Source organism: Streptomyces sp. NPDC055287, assembly GCF_053646035.1.
Map to the genome: position 1 here is coordinate 65,858 of NZ_JBSHNE010000019.1, position 21,843 is coordinate 87,700.

Here is a 21,843-nt window from a genome sequence, read left to right on the forward strand (position 1 = left end):
GACGGTCAGGAGCCGGTGTGGACCTGAGACAGCTGACCACTTTCCACCGTGTCGCGACGCTGCTGAGCTTCACCCGGGCGGCGTCCGAGCTGAAGTACGCGCAGTCCAGCGTCACCGCCCAGGTCAAGGGGCTGGAAGTGGCGTTGGGTGTGGAGCTCTTCGAGAGGCTGAGGGGGCGGATCCGCCTCACCCCCGCCGGAGAGCGGCTCGTACCGTACGCCGAGCAGATCCTGTCCCTGGTCGACGAGGCCAGGGACAAGACCACCGGGTGGGCCGAGCCTTCGGGGGTGCTCACCATCGGTACGACGGAGAGCCTCACGTCGTACCGCATGCCGCCCGTGCTGGAGTTCTTCCACCACCGATACCCCCTGCTCCAGCTCGCCCTGCGGCCCAGCCAGTGCGCCCAGACGTGCGAGGCGCTGCGCCAGGGCGCCTTCGACATGGGGTTCCTCATGGAGGCGGAGACGGAGCATCCCGGTGTACGCACCGAGGTGCTGGGGCGCGAGCCGCTGGTCGCGGTCGCCGCGCCCGGTCATCCCCTCGCGTCGGTGCGTCACGTGAACACCGAGGACCTGCGCGGGGCGCGGGTGCTGGCGCCCGAGGCGGGCTGCGCCTACCGGGGGCTGTTCGAGGCCGAGCTCAACGCCGGCGCATCCCGGCCGGTGCGGCTGCTGGAGTTCGGGAACATCGAGTCGGTCAAGCGCGGGCTCGCGGCCGGTCTCGGCGTCAGCGTGCTGCCCACGATGGCGGTGTCCGACGCGGTGGCGGCCGGGACGCTGACGGTCCTGGACTGGGAGCCGCCGTTCGAGGTGTACACGCAGATCGCGTGGCGCCGGGGCCGGCAGCTCACCCGCGAGATGCGGGTGTTCATCGACCGCACGGTTCAGTTCATGGCGCAGGACCAGCTCCAACTGGTGGGCTGAGACCTGGTCTCGTTCCTCCCTGGTCACCGGTACGCCGTCCTTGGCGTGCCGGTGACCGACTGCTGCCCGGGGTGCGGGGTGCGGTGCGCGTGGCTCCTCACAAGTACCCCTTGGCCACCACTTCCTCCATGATCTGGAGGGCGTTGAGCGCGGCGCCGACCCGGAGGTTGTCGGTGACCAGCCACAGCAGGAAGCTGTTCGGGTTGGTGGCGGAGACCCTGATCCGGCCCACGTGGATGTGGTTCGGGTTGCCGAGGGTGGCGGGCGTCAGGACGTCCCCGTGCATGCCGTCGTCATGGACGGTCACGTCGGCCAGCGTGCCCAGCAGCATGCTCAGTTCGGTACGGTCCACCGGCGACAGGCACTCGACCCACACCGCAGCGGAATGGCCGTTGACCACCGGGACCCGGACGCACGTCGCCGTCACGTCGAGGTCCGGCAGGCCGAGGATCTTGCGTGACTCCTGGAGCAGCTTCTGCTCCTGGAGGGTGAAGCCGTTGTCCAGCACCTGGCCTATCTGGGGCACCACGTTGAACGCCAGCGCGGGCGTGAACTCCTTGGCCGGCATCTCCGCCTGCGGGTCCTGCAGCGCGAGCCTGGACGCCTCCTGGAGCTCCTCGATGCCGGAGTGGCCGCTGCCGGACGCGGCCTGGTACGTACTCACGACGATCTGCCGCACTCCCCAGCGGCGCTCCACGTCCCGGACGACGCGGACCAGCGGGATCGTCACCGAGTTGGGGTTGGCGATCACCCCGGCCGCCGGGCGGCGGTCCAGCTCGGCGGCGTTGACCTGCGGCACGACCAGCGGGATGTCGGCGTTCATCCGGAACGCGAAGGTGTTGTCGATCACCAGGCTGCCGTGGGCGACCGCGACCGGTACCCAGGCCCGGCTGACGGCGTGACCGGCGGAGAAGAAGACCACGTCGGCGTCGCCGAAGTGGAAGCCGGTCAGGTCCGAGACCCGGTAGTCCCTGTCGCCGACGCGGATTTCGAGGCCGGCCGAGCGTGCGGAGGCCACCAGGTGCAGTTCCCGGTAGCGCATTCCCCGGTCCTCGATGAGTTCGAGCAGGGTGCCGCCCACGGCGCCGGTCGCGCCGACGATGGCGATGCGCGGGGCGAGCGGGTCGTCGACCAGGGGCATGGGTATCGCCGATCGAATAGAGCCGGGGCGTGGTCGTCCGTCGACCGGTGTCGAAAGCAGCGGTCAGATTATCGCCGTACCCGATCTGACCAGCAATCAGAGGCGTACGCGGATCGCCGATGGCTCCCATCGGCCGGGCCGATCGGCCGGGCCGATCGGCCGGGCCGATCGGAATCACCGAAGCCGACGATCGGATCTGCCCGTCGGGAGAACGTTGATTCGACGTTTCGGGTGACGAAGGGTTGGGGCGGAACGGTCCTGGTCGACCGGGAGTTCGCCAATCGGATGGGTGGGTTCATGCAGCAGGCCGTCAAGGTCGTCGGAATCGGGGGGTCCTCCCGGCCGGGCTCCACCGCGGAGCAGGGGCTTCGTGTGGTGCTGGCCGAAGCGGCCCGGCTGGGCGCGGACGTCACCCTGATCGGCGGCGCCGAACTGGTGATGCCCCTCTACGACCCGCGTGCCGTGTCGCTGTCGCCCGAGGCGCACCGGATGCTGGCCGCGATCGCCGCCGCCGACGGGGTCGTCCTCGCGAGCCCGGCGTACCACGGGACGCTGTCCGGCCTGCTGAAGAACGCCCTCGACTACACCGAGCAGTTGCGGGACGACGACCGGCCGTACCTGACCGGACGCGCCGTCGGATGCCTGTCCGTGGGGCAGGGCTGGCAGGGCGCGGTGACAACCCTGGGCGCCCTGCGCGACGTGGTGCACGCCCTGCGGGGATGGAGCACACCGCTGGGTGTCGCGATGAACAGCGCGACCGCGGGCTTCACCGCGGGCGGGGAGTGCGACGACCCGCACATCCAGCAGCAGCTGACCGCGATGGCCGGCCAGGTCGTCGAGTTCGGCGAGGCGCACCGGGCCCTGCGGGCCACCGCGCTCCAGGCGCGGTGACCATGGACGCCGAAACGAGCTGTTGGATCCGGTGCTTCCACCCGAAACCGCAGGCCGCGCACACCCTGGTCTGCTTTCCGCACGCGGGTGGTTCGGCCAGCTACTACCACGGGCTTTCCGCGGCGCTGGACGCGGACATCGAGATGCTGGTGATCCAGTACCCGGGCCGGGAGAACCGGCTGTTCGAGGAGCCCGTCGCCTCCGTCGAGGCGCTGGCCGACTCGGTGGCCGACGTACTGCTCACCAGGCTCGGCGCACGGCCGGTCCTGTTCGGACACAGCATGGGCGCGATCGTCGCCTTCGAGGTCGCGAGACGGCTGGAGCGGGTGGGCCGCGCGGCGCCCACGGGCCTGGTCGCTTCGGCCTGTTCGGCGCCCTCGAACCGGGCGGACCGTACGGAGCGCCTGGGACCGGTCGACGAGGAGCACGACAGCGAGGTGTTCGCCCGGATCATGGGTCTCGGTGGCACCGCCCAGGGCGTGGGCGAGCACGCGGAACTGATCGAGCTGGTCCTCCCCGCGATACGGGCCGACCTGTCCGCCCTGGGGTCCTATCGGGCGGCCGACGGCGCCGTGGTGGGCTGCCCGGTCACGGTGTTCGTCGCGGACGGCGACTTCGAGGTGCCGGTGGCCGGGGCCGGGCTGTGGGGCACGCACACCACCGCGGGCGCCGAAGTACACGTCTTCGAAGGCGATCACTTCTATCTGAGCAAGCAGCCGGAAGACTTTCTCGACCTGCTCCAGGAAACTGTGCGCACTTCTCGCCCGGAGATCTCACTCGCATGAAAACCATGGGATTCGTGGAAGAAGAGCTCGCCCAGATGTGGGCCGAGCTGCTGGATGCCGCCGGTGCGCCGGTGGGGATGGAGTCCGGGTTCGCCGCTCTCGGCGGCGGCGCGGACGAGGCGCGGCTGCTGGCCACCCGTATCGACGAGGAACTCGGCGCGCGCGTCGCGGCGGCCGAGCTGGTCGGCGCGGACACCCTGGAGGCGATGGCCCGCCTGGTGCGGGGAGCCATGGAACGGGCCACGGCGGACCGGCCCACGGCCTCCGCTCCCGGGGCCGCGACGGGCCCGCGGGCGGGCGCCCGGCAGGAGCGGCCCGAGCTGTCGTTCGCCCAGCAACGGCTGTGGTTCATGCAGCAGATCGACCCCGACACCACCCTCTACAACGTGCCGACCGTGCTGCGCCTGCGCGGCGCCCTGGACCGGGCGGCCCTCGGCCGGGCCCTCGGCGCCCTCGTCGCCCGGCACGAGGTGCTGCGGACGACGTACGCCGCCCCGTCCGGCCGCCCGCACCAGGTCATCGGCGACCCGGCACCGCTGGATCTGCCGTACACGGACCTGACCGGCGCCGACGACCCGGCGGGCGAAGCGGAGCGTGTCGCGGCCGAGGAGGCCGCGGGCGTGTTCGACCTCGCCGCCGGGCCGCCGCTGCGGGCGCGGCTCGTGCGGGTCGGGGCGGACGAGTACCGGCTGGTCGTGACCTTCCACCACATCGCTGTGGACGGCTGGTCGGTGGAGATCTTCTTCCGCGAGCTGGGGCAGCTGTACGGGGCCTCGACGGGCGCCGCCCAGGACCCCCTGGCCGATGTGACGCTGCACTACGCCGACTACGCGGCCTGGCAGCGCGAGCGGCTCCGGGGCGCGACCCTGGACGCGCTCGTCGCGCACTGGCGCGGTGCGCTCGGCGACGACCCGAAGGCTCTCGCCGTGCCGACCGACCGGGTGCGCGGCACGACGCGCAGTTTCCGAGGCGCCGTCGTCACCCGTGAGCTGGATCCGGAACTCGCCTCCGGGCTACGGGAGTTCAGCCGCCGGGAGCGCGTCACTCCGTACATGACCCTGTTCGCCGGTCTGCACACGCTGCTCGCGGGCTGGTCGGGCGAGACCGACATCACGGTCGGCACACCGGTCGCGGGCCGGGACCGGCCGGAGCTCCAGGACCTGGTCGGCTGCCTGATCAACATGGTGCCGGTACGGGTCCGGCTGGACGGCGGCCCCGGTTTCCGGGAGCTTCTGGCCCGGGTCCGCACGGCGGTGCTCGACGCCTCCGCGCACCAGGAGCTGCCCTTCGACAAGCTGGTCGAGGCCCTGGTGTCCCGGCGCAGCCGCGACTTCATGCCGGTCTTCCGGGTGATGTTCAGTTTCCTCAAGGAGCGGCCGGAACCGTTCTTCGCCGGGCTGGACGCGTGCTCCCTGGACCTGACCGGCCCGCAGGACACCGCGAAGTACGACCTCAGCCTGTACGCGCAGGAACGCGGCGCGGGTCTCGCACTGACCCTCGAGTACGACACCGATCTGTTCGGGCCGGACACCCCGGCCGCGCTGCTGGCCGCCTACGAGCGGACGTTGCGTGAGGCGACGGCCCGTCCGCGGACGCCGGTACTGGAGCTCGCGGCGGCGACGTCAGCCGGCCTCCGCACCGCGACCGGCCGGCAGAACACCACCGGCACCGAGTCCGGCACTGAGAGGAACACCCACCGTGACCGTTGAGCAAATGGCCACACGCGCACCGGGGACCATCGACGCGTGGTTCGCACGGCAGGCGGCCGAGCGCGGCGACGCCGTCGCCGTGACCGGCCGCGACGGCCGGCTGAGCTACCGCGAGCTGGAGCGTGACGCCAACCGGCTCGCCCACCACCTGCGGACCCTCGGCGTCGGCCCCGAAGTGCCGGTCGCCGTCTGCATGGAGCGGACCACCGCCCTGGTGACCGCGCTGCTCGCGGTGCTCAAGGCCGGCGGGGCCTACGTCCCGCTGGACCCGTCCGCACCGGACGAGCGGCTGAGCTTCACGCTCGCCGACGCCGACGCCGCCGTCCTGCTGACGGACACGGCCGGGCGTGGCCTGCGCGCCACGCACACCGTGCTGACCGGACCCGGCGGCGCCGACCTGACGGCGTACCCGCAGACCGCGCCCGAGGACCCGGGCACCGGCCCGGCGAGTCTCGCCTACGTCATCTACACCAGCGGTTCGACGGGCACGCCCAAGGGCGTCATGATCGAGCACCGCAACGTGACCGGCCTGCTGACCGGCGTGCGCGACCGGTTCGGTTTCGGTCCCGGCGACGTGTGGTCGATGTGCGCGTCCGCCGCGTTCGACGTCTCCGTGTGGGAGATGTGGGGCGCCCTGCTGCACGGGGGCCGGCTGGTCGTCGTACCGGACGACGTACGGCGCTCCCCGGCTGACCTCCACGCACTGCTGCACCGCGAGGGCGTCACCGTCCTCAACCAGACCCCGGCCGCCTTCCGCCAGCTCGTCCGCTACGAGGAGGAGTACGCGGGCCCCGGCTCCCCGGCCGCGCTCGCGCTGCGGCTGGTGGTCTTCGCCGGGGAGGCGCTGCCGCCCGAAATGCTGCGGCCGTGGATCGCGCGCCACGGCGACGAGGTGCCGGCCCTGGTGAACATGTACGGGATCACCGAGACCACCGTGCACTCCACGTACCGGCGGATGGCCTCGTCCGACCTCGAAGGCGCGACCGGCAGCATGATCGGCGGCGCCATCGGCGGCTGGGCGATGGACGTCCTCGGCGCGGACGGCGAGCGGGTGGCGGACGGCGAGGCCGGCGAACTGTACGTCGGCGGCGCGGGCGTGGCCCGAGGCTATCTGGGCCGCCCCGCCCTGACCGCCGAGCGCTTCCTGCCCGCCCCGGACGCGGCCGTGCCCGGAGCCCGCCGTTACCGCTCGGGCGACAGCGCCCGGCGCGCGGCCGACGGTGACCACGAGTACGTGGGCCGCCTGGACCACCAGGTGAAGATCCGCGGCTACCGCATCGAGCTCGGCGAGATCGAGAACGCGCTCACCCGCCACCCCGCCGTCCGCGACACCGTCGTGGTCGTCGACCAGGACGCGTCGGGAGACCCCCGCCTGGTCGCGTACTGGGTGGCGGCGGCCGGGGCGCCGGCCGGTCCTTCCGAGCTGCGCGAGCACCTGGGCCTGAGGCTGCCGGAGTACATGCTGCCGAACGTGTACGTGGCCCTCGACCGGCTGCCGCTGACCCACAACGGCAAGGTCGACCGGCGCGCGCTGCCCGCCCCGGAGGCGGTACGTCCCGACCTCGACGCGGAGTTCGCGGCGCCCGCGACCCCTGTCGAGAAGACCCTCGCCGACATCTGGGCCGACGTGCTCTCGGTCGACCGGGTGGGACTGGACGACGACTTCTTCGAACTGGGCGGCCACTCGATGCTCGCCACCCAGGCCGTGGCCCTCACCAAGGAACGGCTCGGCGTCGGCGCCACGCTGCGGCTGTTCTTCGACCGGCCGACGGTACGCGAACTCGCGAGCGCCCTGGAAGAGCTGCTCGCCGCACAGCACGACACCGGCGACGACAGCCGGTCCGCATCCCACCCGCACGGGGAGAACGCATGACGTACGAGACGGATCTGCCACTGCCCGAGCAGGCCGTGGCCATCATCGGAATGAGCGGCCGCTTCCCGGGCGCCGCGGATGTCGACGAACTGTGGCGCACGGTTGCGGCGGGAGGGGAGGGGCGTACCTCCTACTCCGACGAGGAGCTGGCCGCCGCCGGGGTCCCCGAGCAGCTGCTGAGCGACCCGGCCTATGTGAAGTCCGGCTTCCCGGTGGACGGGTTCGACCGGTTCGACGCCGACTTCTTCGGCGTCACCAGGTCCGAGGCCGAACTCATGGACCCGCAGCACCGGTTGCTGCTGGAGACCGCCTGGCAGGCGCTGGAGCGGGCCGGCTATCCGCCGAAGGCGTTCGAGGGACGGACCGGTGTGTTCGCCGGCACCTCGGGCAGCGGCTACCTCCAGGAACGGATCGCGCGCGGCGGCTCCGACGGCCGGATCTCGGACGAGATCCAGGTGGCGATCGGCAACGACCCCGGCATGCTGGCCCTGCGGGTCTCGTACAAGCTCGGCCTGACCGGGCCCAGCTTCACCGTGCAGAGCGCCTGCTCCTCTTCGCTGGTGACGGTCCACCTCGCCGTGCAGTCCCTGCTCAGCCGCGAGTCCGACCTGGCGCTGGCGGGCGGAGTCGCCGTGCGCGAGTTCGAGCCGCGCGGCTACCGGTACGAGGAGGGCGCGATCCTCTCGACCGACGGCCACTGTCGCCCGTTCGACGCCGACGCCTCCGGCACCGTCTCCGGTGACGGTGTGGCCCTCGTGGTCCTCAAGCGACTGGAGGACGCGGTCGCCGACGGCGACCACATCCACGCCGTGATCCGCGGCAGCGCGGTCAACAACGACGGCTCCGCCAAGATCGGCTTCACCGCGCCTTCGCCGCACGGCCAGGCCGAGGTGATCGCCGAGGCGCTCGCCGTCGCCGGGATCGAGCCCAGCACGGTCCAGTTCGTCGAGGCGCACGGCACCGCCACCCCGCTCGGCGACCCGATCGAGGTCCAGGCGCTCACCGAGGCGTTCGGCCCCGACGCCGCCGCCGGGTCGGTCCACCTGGGCTCCGTGAAGTCCAACGTCGGCCACCTCGACGCGGCGGCCGGTGTCACCGGCCTGATCAAGGCGACCCTGGCGCTGGAGCACCGCTTCATCCCGCCGACGGCCCACTTCCGCGGCCCCAACCCGCGCCTCCACCTCGACAAGGGCCCCTTCCACGTCAACGCCGACGGCGTGCCCTGGCCCGCGACGGAGCTGCCGCCGCGCGCCGGGGTGAGCGCCTTCGGCATCGGCGGCACCAACGCCCACGTGATCCTCGAAGCGGCACCCGTGGTCACGCCGGTCACCGAGCCCGCCGAGGACGACTGGCACGTGCTGCCCCTTTCGGCCCGTACGCCCGAAGCCCTCGACGCGGCCGCCGCGCGCCTCGCGAGGGCCCTCGGGGACGACGCGACCGCGCAGGACGGCGGACTCGCCGACGCCGCGTACACCCTGCAGCTCGGACGCGCCGCCTTCCCGTACCGCCGTACGGTCGTCGCGAACGGCCGCGCCGACGCCGCCGCCGCGCTGGAGCGCCCCGCCACCGGCGGGTCCGCCGCTCGGGACGAGGCACCGGACGTGGTGTTCGTCTTCCCCGGCCAGGGGGCCCAGTACGCAGGCATGGGCGCGGAGCTGTACGCCACCGAGCCGGTGTTCCGCGAGGCGCTCGACCGCTGCGCCGAGATCCTGCTGCCCCACCTCGGCTGGGACGTGCGCGAGGTGGCCTTCGCCACCGACGGTGACGAGGCGAAGGAGCGGCTGCGCCAGACCCTCTACACCCAGCCGACCGTCTTCAGCATCGACTACGCCGTCGCGCAGCTGCTCATGGCGTGGGGCGTGCGCCCCGCCGCGATGACCGGGCACAGCCTCGGCGAGCTCGTCTCGGCATGCCTGTCCGGGGTGTTCAGCCTGGAGGACGCGTTGCGCGTCGTCGCCCGCCGCGCCGCCCTCATGCAGGACCTGGCCCCCGGCCGGATGCTGTCCGTCCTGCTGGACGAGGCGTCCCTGACCACGGCGCTGGACGGCCTGACCGCGACGATCGCCGCGGTCAACGCGCCGGCCTCCTGCGTGGTCGCCGGTACGCCCGACGAGGTCGCCGAGGCCCGCCGGGTGCTCGAGGCCCAGGGCGCGTCCGTACGGGAGCTGGAGACCTCGCACGCCTTCCACACCGCGCTGGTCGAGCCGGCCCTGCCCGGTCTCGCCGAAGTGCTGCGCTCGGTGCGGCTGAACACGCCGCAGATCCCCTTCCTGTCCAATGTGACCGGCACCTGGATCACCGACGAGCAGGCCACCGACCCCGAGTACTGGGTTTCCCACACCCGCGCCCCGGTCCGTTTCTCCGACGGGATCACCGCCCTCACGGAGCGCGGGGACGGCGTGGTCCTCGTCGAGGCCGGCCCCGGCAGCCAGCTCAGCGGACTGGTCCGGATCCACCCCGAGCCGTCGCCCGTCGTCACCCTGCTGCGCAGGCCGCGCGGCGAGGAGCACGCCGCCGAGCCCCGCACCGTGCGCGAGGGGCTTGCCGAGCTGTGGCGTCACGGTGCCGACGTCGACTGGGCCGCCCTGCACGGCGACCGGGCCCGGCGCCGCGTGCCGCTGCCCGCCTACCCCTTCGAGGGCCGCAGCTACCTGCTGCCCAAGCCGGAGGCCGCCGCAGGCGCCGGGAACGTACGCACCGACCCCAAGCGGTGGACGTACGCACCGGTCTGGCACCGCGCGCCGCTCCCGCAGGCCGAGGAAACCCCCGTGGAGGGCCCGCTCAGCTGGCTGGTCCTCGCGGACGACGCCGGTCTCACCGACGGGCTGAGCGCCGCCCTGCGCGAGCGGGGCCACGTCGTCACCACCGTGCGCAAGGCAGCGGCGTACGCCCGCACTTCCGAGCACGGCTTCGACGCGGACCCCGCGGAAGCCGGACACCTCGGCCAGGTCGTCAAGGAGCTGCGGCAGACGGGCGCCGCCCCGGACCGCGTCGTGCACGCCTGGGCCGTGACGGGCCGGTCCGAGGACAGCGGTGACGCGGTACGCCGCTACGCCACCGGCCTGGACACCGGTTTCCACAGCCTCGTCGCCCTCGCCCAGGCTCTGGGCGAGACCGGTGAGGACCGCCCGGTGCGGATCGACGTCGTCACCGACAGCCTCCAGGACGCGCACGGTTCGGCCGTGGTCCGGCCCGAGCGCGCCACCCTGTACGGCGCGGTCACCGTACTGCCGCAGGAGTACGCGTGGCTCAGCTGCCGCAGCGTCGACGTCGTCCTCCCCGGCGACGAGGCGGCCCGCACCCGCCTCACCGCGCAGCTCGGCGCCGAACTCGCCGGCGCGGGGCGCGACAACCTCGTCGCCTACCGGGGTGCCCAGCGCCTCCTGCGCGCCTTCGCGCCGGTCGAGCTGGACGCCGTGCCCACCGGGCTGGCCTGGCGCGAGGGCGCCGGGTACCTCGTCACCGGCGCCTCCGGCGAGACCGGGCTGGCCTTCGCCGAGCAGATCGTCGCGAGCGGGGCCAGGGTCGTGCTCGTCGGCGACCCGGACTTCCCCGCCGAGAGCGAGTGGGACGCCTGGCAGCGCGGTGCCGCCGGTGACGACGACCGCGTACGCGACCGGGTCGCCCGGCTCGCCGCGCTGCGCGCCGCCCACCCCGAGTCCGTCGTCTACCGCACCGCCGACCTGGCCGACCCCGGCCAGGCGCGTACCGCCGTCGAGGAGGCCCGGACCGTGCTGGGCGCCGTCAACGGCGTACTGCACCTCGCCGACGCGCGGGGCTCCGGCCTCACGGCGCTCAAGACGCGGGACGACTTCGACGCCGTCCTCGCGGCCAGGGTGAGGTCGACCCTGCTGCTGGACGAGCTGCTGGCCGGTGACGGGCTGGACTTCCTCCTGACCGCTTCGGCCACCACCGGCATCGTCGGCGGCTTCGGCCAGGCCGAGAACTGCGCGGCCTCGGTCTTCCTCGACGCCTTCGCCCAGGCGGGCACCGCCGCGGGCCGGCCCACCGTCACCGTCGACTGGTCGCAGTGGGACTGGGACGACTGGTTCGAGCAGCAGATGGCGGGCCTGCCGGAGGTGCGGGAGCTCTACGAGCGGCTGCGCCTGTCCCAGGGCATCCCGGCCGCCGACGGCCTGGCCCTCGCCCGGGCGGCCCTGTCCGGCGGGCTCCCGCAGGTCGTGGTCTCCAGGGCCGACTTCCAGGACGTACTGGCCGACCAGTCCGGGCTGACCGCGACGTCGTTCACCGACTCGCTCGGCGGCGGCCGCGGCCGCGGCGACGACGACTGGGACCCGGCCACCGTGTGGCCGGACGACGAACTCGCCCAGTCCGTCGCCCGGGTGTGGCACGAGATGCTCGGCGTCTCCCCGATCGGACCCGACGACGACTTCTACGACCTGGGCGGCAACTCGCTGTTCGCCATCCAGATCGTCGGGCGGCTGCGGCAGGCCCACGGCGACTTCCCCATGAGCGCCGTCTTCGAGGCGCCGACCGTCCCGGGACTCGCCGCCGCGATCCGCTCCCACCAGGCCGAATCGATCGGTCTGGACGAGTTCGAGGCACTGCTGCGCGAGGTCGAGAGCCTCTCCGCCGGCGAGGCCGAGGCAAAGCTGAAGGGTGACGACCATGTCTGACGAGCAGTCGCAGACGATGTCCGACGAGGCCGAGGTCGCGCGCAGGCTCAAGGAGCGGCTGTCCTCGCTCTCCCCCGAGCAGCGCGCCGTACTGGAGCGGTCCATGCGCGAGCGCAACGTCAAGGCGCCGTCCGCCGTGGACTCCGGTGCCAAGGCGGCGGCGAAGACCGAGACTCCGCGCCGCAGCCGGCGGCCCGGCAGCACCATGGACTTCAGCCTGTTCTTCTTCTCCGGCGACGGTACGGCGAAGGGCCCGGGCAAGTACCAGCTGCTGCTGGACAGCGCCCGCCATGCCGACGCCAACGGCTTCGACGGCATCTGGGTCCCCGAGCGCCACTTCGTGGACTTCGGCGGGCTCTACCCGAACCCGTCGCTGCTGGCCTCCGCCATCGCCGTGCTGACCGAGAACATCCAGATCCGCGCGGGCAGCTGCGTCCTGCCCCTGCACCACCCGGTGCGGGTCGCCGAGGAGTGGGCGGTCGTCGACAACCTCTCCGGCGGGCGGGCCGCGATCTCGGCGGCGTCCGGCTGGCACCCGGACGACTTCCTCCTCGCGCCGGGCGACGGGCAGGAGCGCTACGCCCGCCGCAAGGACGAGATGTTCGAGTCGATCGACACCATCCAGCGGCTGTGGGCGGGCGAGAGCGTCGAACTTCCCCGCGCGGACGGCTCGTTGCAGTCCGTACGCACTCTGCCGCGCCCGCTCCAGCCGAAGCTCCCGGTGTGGGTGTCGGCGCAGGGCAGCGTCGAGACGTTCGTACGGGCCGGGGAGACCGGCGCGTATGTGCTGACCGGTCTGGTCGCCCAGCGCCCCGCCGACCTGAAGGACAAGATCGCGGCCTACCGCGAGGCGCTCGCCCAGGCCGGGTACGACCCGGCCGAGGGCCGGGTCACCGCGATGGTGCACACCTTCGTGGGCTCCGACAACGACGAGGCCAGGGAAACCGTACGGGGGCCGCTGACCGCGTACCTGAAGACGTTCCTGGAGCAGCAGGACAGCTTCGGCAGCGAGTTCTCCAAGCTGAACGACGCCGAGCGCGACGTCATGCTCAACGCCACCTTCGAGCGCTACTTCGACACGCTGGCGCTGCTCGGCACGCCCGACAAGTGCGAGTCCCTCATCGAGGACCTGGTGGACATCGGCGTCGACGAGGTCGCCTGCCTCGTCGACTTCGGGCTCGACCCGGGCCAGGTCCTCAAGGGCCTGGACCACCTCACCGAACTCAAGAACCGCTACCGGCACCGGGGCGAGACCGAAGGAGAGCAGTCGTGACCGGACTCGCAGACCGGCTGGCCGGCCTCACCCCCGCCCAGCGCGCCCTTCTCGACCGGCGCATGCGCGAGCGCAGCACCAGCACCGTGACCAACGCGCCGATTCCGCGGCGGCAGCGGGAGAACCGCGTACCGCTCACCGTGGACCAGGAGCGCATCTGGCTCATCCACCAATTCGACCCCGAAGACCCGGTCTACAACGTGTACTTCGCCTCGCGGCTGCACGGCGAGCTGGACACGGACGCGCTCCAGCGCGCCGTGAACGGTTTCGTGCAGCGCCACGAGGCCATGCGCACCACGTTCGAGCAGGACGGCCACGCCCCCGTCCAGGTGATCCACGCGTCCATGGAGGTGCCGCTGGACCACCAGGACCTGCGGTCCGTGCCGGACGAGCGGCGCGAGGACGAGATGATGCGGCTCGCCACCGAGGAGCTGCGCAAGCCGTTCGACCTGGTGAAGGGCCCGCTCCTGCGGGTGGCCCTGCTGCGCCTGGGCGAGCGGGAGCACGTCCTCGTCGGCACGGTCGACCACCTGGTCTGGGACCGCGGCTCGATGGGCATCTTCAACGCCGAGATCGCCGAGCTCTACACGGCGTTCGCCACCGGCCGCGAGCCGCAGCTGCCCCCGGTCCAGGTGCACTACCCGGACTACTCCGAGTGGCAGCCGCAGTGGCTGCGCGAGGAGGTGCAGCACAAGCACCTGCCGTACTGGAAGAAGCAGCTCGAAGGCGCCGACCTGGTGTTGGAGCTGCCCACCGACCGGCCCCGCCCGCCGCTCCAGACCGCCAACGGCGCCCGCTACCAGTTCCCGCTCACCCCGGAGCTGACCCAGGCCGTCCGCGACCTCGCCAAGCGCGAGGACGTCACCGTCAACATCGCCCTGCTCGCGGCGTGGCAGCTGATCCTGCACCGGCTCACCGGGCAGCAGGACATCGTGGTCGGCACCACCTCGTCGACCCGCAGCAGGCCCGAGACCGAGCCGATGATCGGCTACTTCCTGACCATGCTGCCGCTGCGCACCACGGTCCGGCCGGCGATGACCGTACGGGAACTGCTCCAGGCGACCCGTACGACGATGATGGGCGCCTTCGACCACCACGACATCCCGTTCGGGACGCTGCTGGACGAGCTCGACCTCGACCGCGACCCGAGCCGTACGCCGATCTACCAGACGTCGTTCATCCTCGTGGACTTCCTCCACGAGGAGGAGACCCCCATGGCCGGGCTGACCGTCGAGGAGCTGATGCTCGACAACGCCACCGCCAAGGACGACGTGATGCTGGGCTTCTTCGACGACCCGGCGCTGGCGGACGACCACTTCCACGGCGTGCTGGAGTACAACACCGACCTGTTCGACGAGAGCACGATGGCCCGCATGGCCCGGCAGATCGTGCGGCTCCTGGAGCAGATGTCCGAGGACGCGGGCCGCGCTGTGCGCGACCTGTCGCTGCTCGGCCCCGACGAGGCGCGGACCCTCCTGGTCGAGTGGAACCGTACCGACGCCGACCGCGAGCCCGGCGCGTCCCTGGATGTGCTGATACGCCGTCAGGCGGAGGCCACGCCCGACGCGGTCGCCGTCTCCTGCGGCGACGAGCGGCTCACGTACGCCGAGCTGCTGGACCGGTCGGGCCGGCTGGCCTCGCACCTCCAGCAGCGGGGCGTGGCCCCCGAGACCGTCGTCGGGGTCTGCCTGGAGCGCTCCGTCGACCTGGTGGTCGCCCTGCTCGGAGTCGCCCTGTCCGGCGGCGCGTACCTGCCGCTGGACGCGGGGTACCCGGCGGAGCGCCTGGCCACCATGACCGGCGACGCGGACGCCAAGTTTCTGCTGACCCGCTCCGAGCTGCTCGACAGCCTCGCGGGCTGCCCCGGCGAGCGGATCTGTCTGGACATCGAAGCCGAGGCCGTCGCCGCCGCCCCGGCCGTCCCGGCGACGCCCGCCGCCGGCGAGGACCGGCTCGCGTACGTCATCTACACCTCCGGGTCCACCGGCCGGCCCAAGGGCGTCGAGGTCACGCACCGCAACCTCGCCAACCTGCTGCTGGCGATGGCCGCCGAGGTCGGCCTCGGCGCCGACGACACCCTCACCGCCGTCACCCCCGTCACCTTCGACATCGCGGGCCTGGAGCTGTACGCCCCGCTGATCAGCGGGGCCCGGGTGCACGTCGTGCGCAAGGAGGAGGCGGTCGACGGCCGCCGCCTGGCAGCGCTGCTCGCCGAGACCGGCGCCACCGTCATGCAGGCCACCCCGGCCACCTGGCACCTCCTGACGGAGGCGGGCTGGAGCAACGACGGCTCGCTGCGGGTCCTGGTCGGCGGCGAGGCACTGCCCCCGGCCCTGGCCGAGCAGCTCGTCCGTGAGCCCGGCCGCACCTGGAACGTCTACGGCCCGACCGAGACGACCATCTGGTCCACCGCGCACCGCCTCGAAAGCGGCACCGACCAGGTCTCCATCGGCCGCCCGCTCGACAACACCCAGGTGTACGTCCTCGACGAGCGCCTGGCGCCGGTCCCGGTCGGCATGCCCGGCGACCTGTACCTGGGCGGCACCGGCGTGGCCCGCGGCTACCGCGGCCGCCCCGCCCTCACCGCGGAGCGGTTCGTGCCCGACCCGTTCGGGGGCAGGCCCGGCGCGCGGCTGTACGCGACCGGCGACAAGGCCCGGCTGCGCGAGGACGGCACGCTCGTCTTCCTCGGCCGCGACGACGGCCAGGTCAAGCTGCGCGGCTTCCGCATCGAACTCGGCGAGATCGAGGCCCGGCTGGAGGAGCACCCGGCGGTGAGCCGCGCGGTCGCCCTCGTCCGCGAGGACCGGCCCGGCGACAAGCGGCTGACCGGATACGTCGTGGCGGCGGACAGAGACGGCGAGCCCGGCGAGGCCCTGGTCACCGAAGAGCTGCGCGAGCACCTGCGCCGCTTCCTGCCCGACTACATGGTCCCGTCCGCGATCGTCCGCCTCGACGCCTTCCCGCTGAACACCAGCGGCAAGATCGACCGCCGGGCCCTGCCGGAGCCCGTGATCGAGCGCGACGCGGCGAGCTACGTGCCGCCGCGCGACGCGATCGAGCTGGAGGTCGCGCACATCTGGGAGGAGGTTCTCGGGGTCAGACCGATCGGCCTGCACGACCGGTTCTTCGACCTGGGCGGCCACTCCCTGCTCGTCCTGCGCCTGATGGCCGAGATCGAGAAGCGGTTCGGACAGCAGCTGCCGATGGCGGCGATCTTCCGGGGCGCCACCGTCGAGCGGTTCGCCCGCATGCTGCGCGAGGGCTATCAGGAGGAGGCGGACGTCCACCTCGTGGAGATCGGCTCCGGCACCACCGGAAACCCCGTCTTCTTCGCCCACCCGGCCGGCAGCGAGGTCGTCTGCTACATGCCGTTCGCCGGTCTCATGGAGGGCGGCGACCGGCCGCTGTACGCCCTGGCCTCACCGCCGCCCGTCGACGGCGCCCTGCCGTACGCCGACTTCGGGGCGCGCGCGGCGGCGTACGCGGCGCTGATCCGCGAAGTGCAGCCGCAGGGCCCGTACACGGTCGCCGGCTGGTGCTACGGCGGCACCAACGCCTTCGCCGTCGCCGGTGAGCTGGAGAAGACCGGCGCGGAGGTGTCGGTCGTCATGATGGACTCGCACCCGCCGGCCGAGGTCGCGGAAGGCTCCGAGCCCGACCCCGCCGACATCGTCGAGGCCATCGCCGCGAACCTCCAGTGGGACTACGGCAACGCGCTGAAGTCCGTGGAGGAGCTGCGGGGGATGACCCCCGACGAGCACCTCGACTACCTCCTCGCCATCGCCCGCGCCTCCGACTACCTGCCGCCGGACGCCGGACGCGAACAGGTCCGCGACATTCTCGACCTCTGGGTCGCCAACCTGCGGCTCGTCTGGAACTTCCGCCCCCTGCACGTCAAGGGCAAGGTCACGCTGATCCGCGCGGCCGAGGAGACGTACGACTCGACCGAGGCGTGGCGCGAGCTGACCGCCGGCGGCAGCCTCGACGTCCGGGTGGTCGAGGGCAACCACTACACGATGATGCGCCACCCGTACATCGAGGGCGTCGCCACAATTCTGAACGAGGTGGTCGACAGTGCTTGAACTGCTCAAGGACCGGACGTACATCCGCTATTGGCTGGCCGTCGTCGCGTCCTTCCTCGGTGACGCCATCACCAAGATCACCCTGATCTACGTGGTGGCCACCGAGACCTCGAATCCGGTCCTGTACGTGTCCCTCGTGGTCATCGCACAGCTGCTGCCCTCCGGCGTGCTGGGCGCCTTCGTCGGCCCGCTGGCCGACCGGTTCCCGGCGCGCGGGCTGATGGTCGGCTCCGACCTGGTCCGGGTGGCGCTGGTCCTCGCGATGATCCCGGTCCGTGATTCGCCGCTGCTCCTGCTCGTACTGATCCTGCTCACCGGAATCGCCAAGGCGTTCTTCGAGACGGCCCGGATCACCGCGATCCCGCTGATCGTGCGGGGTCACAGCATCCCGACGGCGGTGGCCCTCTTCCAGTCCACGAACCACACACTGAACCTCGTGGGCCCCGCCCTGGGCGGTCTGCTCCTCGCGTTCGGCAGCGTCAGCGCCGTCTTCGTCATCGACGCGGCCACCTTCGTGGTCTCGGCCGTGCTGCTGGGCAGCATGGCGGTACTGCGTGAGGTCCCGGTCCCCGGGCCGGACAGCGGCCGGGAGTCGTACTGGAAGTCGCTCGGCACCGGCATCAAGGGTGTCCTGGCCGTTCCCTCGCTGCGCTTCCTCGCGGTCATCCTGGTGCCGGTGATGCTCGTCCTCGGGCTGTTCACCACCAACCTCAACTCCCAGCTCCTCAGCGTCTTCGACCTGTCCGCCTTCAACTTCGGCCTGGCACAGGCCGCCTTCGGCGCGGGCTGCGTGATCGGGGCCCTGACCGGTCCTCCGCTGGTACGCCGGTTCTCCGACCGGGGGCTGCTCATCGGCTCGATCGTGCTGTTCGGGGTGTCGCTGCTGCTGCTCGCCCCGACCGGCTGGCTGCGGGACTCGCTCGGCCTGGGCGTCGTACTGGCCTGGTGCCTGGTGGCGGGGATCGGCTCCGGCCTCTTCCAGGTGCCGGTGGCCAACACCCTGATCAGCGACCTGCCCGAGGAGCTGCGCGGGCGCGGGGTCGGGCTGCTCAACGCCCTGATGGTCAACTTCACCATCATCGGCGTGGTCCTCGGCGGCCTGGCGGCGGACCTCATGGGCATCGCCGCGTCGATCATCGTGGCCGGCGGGCTGCTGCTGCCGGCCGCCGCCGTACTCACCGCCGCCTCGGTGCGCAACAGGAACAAGGGGAACGACAGGAACAACGCCGGGGCGGAGGTGGCCTCATGACGGCCGCCGAGCGGCACCTGCCGCTCACCCCCGCCCAGCGGCGACTGTGGGCACTGGCCCAAGTGCGCCCGGACGACCCCTTCTTCAGCGTCCCGTTCGCCGTCGGCATCGACGGACCGCTGGACCCAGCGGCTCTCGGACGCGCCCTGGACGAGCTGGTACGCCGCCACCCCGCCCTGCGCACCAGGATCGTCCGCGGCGCCGACGGGGAGCCCGCGCAGTGTGTCGGAGCGCCCGAGCCGGTGGTCCTGCCCACCGTCGACGCGCGGGACGGCTCGGCCGCGGTGGCCGAGGCGTTCGCCCGCGAGCCGTTCACCGTGGACGGCGGCCCGCTGCTGCGGGCCCGGCTGCTGCGACTGGACGACACCACGCACCGGCTGCTCGTCGGCGTCCACCACATCGTCTTCGACGGGGCGTCGCTGGAGGTCTTCGCCTCCGAACTGACGGAGCTGTACGACGCGTTCACCCAGGGCCGGCCGTCACCGCTCGCGGAGCCCGCCGTCGAGTACGGCGCGTTCCTCGCCCGGCGTACCGAAGAGGACGAACGGGCCGCGGCGGCGAACCTGGCCTACTGGACCCAGCGGCTCGCCGGCTCCCCCGAGGTGCTGGAGCTGCCCCTCGCCGGGCCGCGCCCCGCGCGCGGCGGGCACGACGGGGAGCGGCGTACGGCCGTGATCCCGCACGAGGTGGTGGAGCCGCTGCGGCGGCTCGCCCGCACCAAGCGGTGCAGCCTGTACATGGTGCTCAAGGCCGCGTGCGACGTGGTGCTCAGCCAGTACGGCGGCACGGACGTACTCACCGGCATGGCCGTCTCCGGCCGGGACACCACCGAGAGCGCCGGGCTCATCGGCTATCTCACCCGGCCCGTGGTGCTGCGCGGCGACCTGTCCGGCGACCCGGAGTTCGGCGAGCTGCTGCACCGGGTGCGTGGCGACCTGCTGGACGCACTGGACCACTCCGACCTGCCGGTCGACGAGGTCATGGACCGGCTCGGGGCCGCCCGTGACCCGAGCTACCACCCGCTCTACCAGGTCATGTTCACGCACCAGCCCGCAGCTCCCGTGCGGCGGGTGGCGGACGCGGTGTTCACGGTGGGGGAGCTGCGGCTGCCCACGATGAAGACCGACCTGGCCATCGACACCATCGAGACCGACGAGGGCCTGCTCGCCCTGGTCGACTACCGCACCGCCCTCTTCGAGGACACGGCCGCGGAACAGCTGCTGATCCGGCTGCGCACCGTACTGGAACGCATAGGCGCCGACCCGGCCGCCCGGGTCTCCGCGCTGCTGCGGCCCACCGCCGCCGAGCGGCGGCAGCTGGTCGAGGAGTGGAACCCGGCGCGCGAGCAGGGCGCCGACGGTGACACGGACGGCGACGTGCTGCACGCGATGGTGGCCGAACAGGCCGCCCGTACGCCCGACGCGGTCGCCTTCGTGGACGGGCCCCGCACCTGGACTTACCGCGAACTCGACGACGCGGCAACGGGGTTGGCGCTGCGGCTCCTGGAGCACGGCCTCACGCCGGAGACCCCGGTGGGCGTCTGCGCGCCCAAGTCCTTCGCGCTGGCGGCCGCCCAGCTCGGCGTGCTCAGGGCCGGCGGGGTGTGTGTCCCGCTGGACCCGGAGCTGCCGGCCTTCCTGCTGCGGCTGGCCGTGGACGACGCCGGTCTCTCGACGGTACTCGCCGACCCGTACGCCTCCTCGCTGTTCGACCACACGCGGGTGCGGGTGGTCGGTCTGGAGGAGTCCGCGGAGGCGGGGGAGCCGCTGCCCACCGCGCCGCTGCCCGCCGTCGCGCCCGCCGGCGCCGCCTGGGTCCTGCGGACGTCCGGCGCCACGGGTGAGCCGAAGGCCGTACTCGCCGAGCACCGGAACCTGGCTTCCCGGCTGCGCTGGGCCCACCGGGAGCTGCCCGCCGGGGCGCTCGACGCGGTGGCGCAGCTCAGCCCGCCGGACTCGCCGGGAGCGGTGTTCGAGCTCTTCGCCCCGCTCACCCGGGGCGGCCGAGCGGTCGTACCGGACGGCGCGCCCACGGGCACGGTGCACGCCGCGCCGTCCGCCCTCGCCGGACTGCTGGGCGAGGGCCGGGACGCCGTACCGGCGACGGTCCTCGCCGGGGGCGAACCGCTCGCGCCGGCCACCCTTCGTGCGGCGTACGCCGCCGGGGCCGCCCGGGTCCACCAGCTCTACTCCACCGCCGAGACGGCGGGCCCCGCCCTCGGCGGGCCGGCCACCCCGGACGAGACCGGCCGTCCGGTTCCGCTCGGCCTCCCGGCGGGTGCCACGGCGTACGTCCTCGACCGGCGCGGGAACCTGGTCCCGCCGGGCGTCGTCGGCGAACTCCACATCGGCGGCGCGGCCGTCACCCGGGGCTACCTGAACGACCCGCGCCGCACGGCGGAGCGCTTCCTGCCCGACCCGTACGGGAAGCGGCCGGGCGGGCGCCTGTTCTCCACCGGCGACCTGGCACGGCACACGCCCGACGGGCGGCTGGTGTTCGCCGGGCGGGCCGCCGAGCAGGTCCGGGTACGCGGGGTGCGGGTGGCCGTGGCCGACATCGAGGCCGCGCTGCTCGCGCACCCCGGCGTGGCCCGCGCCCACGTACTGACCGGGGAGAGCGACGGCATCGACGCCGCCGTCGCCGCCCGGCCGGGGGCGGCCCCGACCGCCGACGAGCTGCGCGCGCACCTGCGCGAGCTGCTGCCCGGCTACATGCTGCCCGCCCGGATCGGCGTCCTGGAGCGGCTGCCGCTGCTGCCCGCCGGCCGGCCGGACGGCGCGGCCGTCGCCAAGGCGCTGGAGCAGGCACTCGCCGAGGAGGCGATGGCGGAGCGGCGCGAAGAACAGCCGCCGGTGAGCGGCACCGAACAGCTCGTCGCCACCGCCTGGCAGCAGGTGCTCGGCCGCACGGTCGGCCCCGGCGAGAGCTTCTTCGACGCGGGCGGCAACTCGCTGCTGCTGATCCGGCTGCGCGACCGGCTGCGGACCGCACTGGAGTGCGAGGTCGACGTGGTCGACCTGTTCCGGCACTCCACCGTCCGCGCCATGGCGGCCTTCCTCGGGAAGGGCGCCGGGGACGGCGCCGGGTCCCCGGCCGCCGCGCAAGCAGCCTCCGGCGCGGAGGAGCGCGGCCAGGCCCGGCTGCGGGCCATGCGCGCCCGGACCAGGGAGCGCGCGCCGGGGCGGTCGCGATGACGGCTCGGGCAACGCGAACAGCCGTGATGAAGGCGGCGGTTCGGCGAACGACGACGGAAACGGTACGGACCACGGTGGAAGCG

11 protein-coding genes are annotated in these 21,843 nt (G+C 73.0%); 10 read left to right on the forward strand and 1 reads right to left on the reverse strand.

Going from position 1 to position 21,843, the window contains the following annotated elements; translation table 11 throughout:
* The first annotated feature begins 17 nt into the window (after positions 1–17).
* On the forward strand, positions 18–923 hold the full coding sequence (locus ACWIHY_RS26085; protein WP_454378112.1) for a LysR family transcriptional regulator: 906 nt from the start codon (positions 18–20) through the stop codon (positions 921–923).
* A 97-nt stretch (positions 924–1,020) separates the two neighbouring features.
* Here ACWIHY_RS26085 and ACWIHY_RS26090 read toward each other — a convergent pair whose 3' ends face one another.
* On the reverse strand, positions 1,021–2,064 hold the full coding sequence (locus ACWIHY_RS26090; RefSeq protein WP_454378113.1) for an aspartate-semialdehyde dehydrogenase: 1,044 nt from the start codon (positions 2,062–2,064) through the stop codon (positions 1,021–1,023).
* Between the two features lie 231 nt (positions 2,065–2,295).
* Here ACWIHY_RS26090 and ACWIHY_RS26095 point away from each other — a divergent pair, with 231 nt between their 5' ends.
* The 9 genes from ACWIHY_RS26095 to ACWIHY_RS26135 are packed head-to-tail and all read left to right on the forward strand — an operon-like array spanning position 2,296 to position 21,760.
* A complete protein-coding gene (locus tag ACWIHY_RS26095) occupies positions 2,296–2,955 on the forward strand; it encodes an NADPH-dependent FMN reductase (protein WP_454378114.1) in 660 nt (219 codons plus the stop codon).
* A gap of 2 nt (positions 2,956–2,957) precedes the next feature.
* Positions 2,958–3,740, forward strand: coding sequence for a thioesterase II family protein (locus tag ACWIHY_RS26100; protein WP_454378115.1), 783 nt, complete (start codon positions 2,958–2,960; stop codon positions 3,738–3,740).
* A 5-nt stretch (positions 3,741–3,745) separates the two neighbouring features.
* The gene (locus tag ACWIHY_RS26105) at positions 3,746–5,449 is read left to right on the forward strand and encodes a condensation domain-containing protein (protein WP_454378116.1); all 1,704 of its coding nucleotides are present in this window, start codon (positions 3,746–3,748) and stop codon (positions 5,447–5,449) included.
* 4 nt (positions 5,450–5,453) lie between these two features.
* Positions 5,454–7,322: an amino acid adenylation domain-containing protein gene (locus ACWIHY_RS26110; protein ID WP_454378117.1), complete on the forward strand. Its 1,869-nt coding sequence runs from the start codon at positions 5,454–5,456 to the stop codon at positions 7,320–7,322.
* The gene (locus tag ACWIHY_RS26115; RefSeq protein ID WP_454378118.1) at positions 7,319–11,959 is read left to right on the forward strand and encodes a type I polyketide synthase; all 4,641 of its coding nucleotides are present in this window, start codon (positions 7,319–7,321) and stop codon (positions 11,957–11,959) included. Before ACWIHY_RS26110 ends, ACWIHY_RS26115 begins: the two co-directional genes overlap by 4 nt.
* Positions 11,952–13,232 carry a MupA/Atu3671 family FMN-dependent luciferase-like monooxygenase gene (locus tag ACWIHY_RS26120; protein ID WP_454378119.1) on the forward strand — a complete coding sequence of 427 codons (1,281 nt, stop codon included), beginning with the start codon at positions 11,952–11,954 and terminating at the stop codon, positions 13,230–13,232. Before ACWIHY_RS26115 ends, ACWIHY_RS26120 begins: the two co-directional genes overlap by 8 nt.
* Positions 13,229–17,317 carry a non-ribosomal peptide synthetase gene (locus tag ACWIHY_RS26125; protein WP_454378120.1) on the forward strand — a complete coding sequence of 1,363 codons (4,089 nt, stop codon included), beginning with the start codon at positions 13,229–13,231 and terminating at the stop codon, positions 17,315–17,317. The genes ACWIHY_RS26120 and ACWIHY_RS26125 overlap by 4 nt, the downstream gene beginning before the upstream one ends.
* Positions 17,310–18,566 carry an MFS transporter gene (locus ACWIHY_RS26130; protein ID WP_454378121.1) on the forward strand — a complete coding sequence of 419 codons (1,257 nt, stop codon included), beginning with the start codon at positions 17,310–17,312 and terminating at the stop codon, positions 18,564–18,566. The genes ACWIHY_RS26125 and ACWIHY_RS26130 overlap by 8 nt, the downstream gene beginning before the upstream one ends.
* Entirely contained in the window at positions 18,563–21,760 is a 3,198-nt protein-coding gene (locus ACWIHY_RS26135; RefSeq protein WP_454378122.1) for a condensation domain-containing protein, read from the forward strand. Before ACWIHY_RS26130 ends, ACWIHY_RS26135 begins: the two co-directional genes overlap by 4 nt.
* The last annotated feature ends 83 nt before the right edge of the window (positions 21,761–21,843 follow it).

Bases quoted from the DNA above. Each gene is read 5' to 3' on its own strand.
- ACWIHY_RS26120 (WP_454378119.1), top strand. From the start codon at position 11,952: ATGTCTGACGAGCAGTCGCAGACGATGTCCGACGAGGCCGAGGTCGCG.
- ACWIHY_RS26115 (WP_454378118.1), top strand. From the start codon at position 7,319: ATGACGTACGAGACGGATCTGCCACTGCCCGAGCAGGCCGTGGCCATC.
- ACWIHY_RS26135 (WP_454378122.1), top strand. From the start codon at position 18,563: ATGACGGCCGCCGAGCGGCACCTGCCGCTCACCCCCGCCCAGCGGCGA.
- ACWIHY_RS26110 (WP_454378117.1), top strand. From the start codon at position 5,454: ATGGCCACACGCGCACCGGGGACCATCGACGCGTGGTTCGCACGGCAG.
- ACWIHY_RS26105 (WP_454378116.1), top strand. From the start codon at position 3,746: ATGGGATTCGTGGAAGAAGAGCTCGCCCAGATGTGGGCCGAGCTGCTG.
- ACWIHY_RS26090 (WP_454378113.1), bottom strand. From the start codon at position 2,064: ATGCCCCTGGTCGACGACCCGCTCGCCCCGCGCATCGCCATCGTCGGC.
- ACWIHY_RS26100 (WP_454378115.1), top strand. From the start codon at position 2,958: ATGGACGCCGAAACGAGCTGTTGGATCCGGTGCTTCCACCCGAAACCG.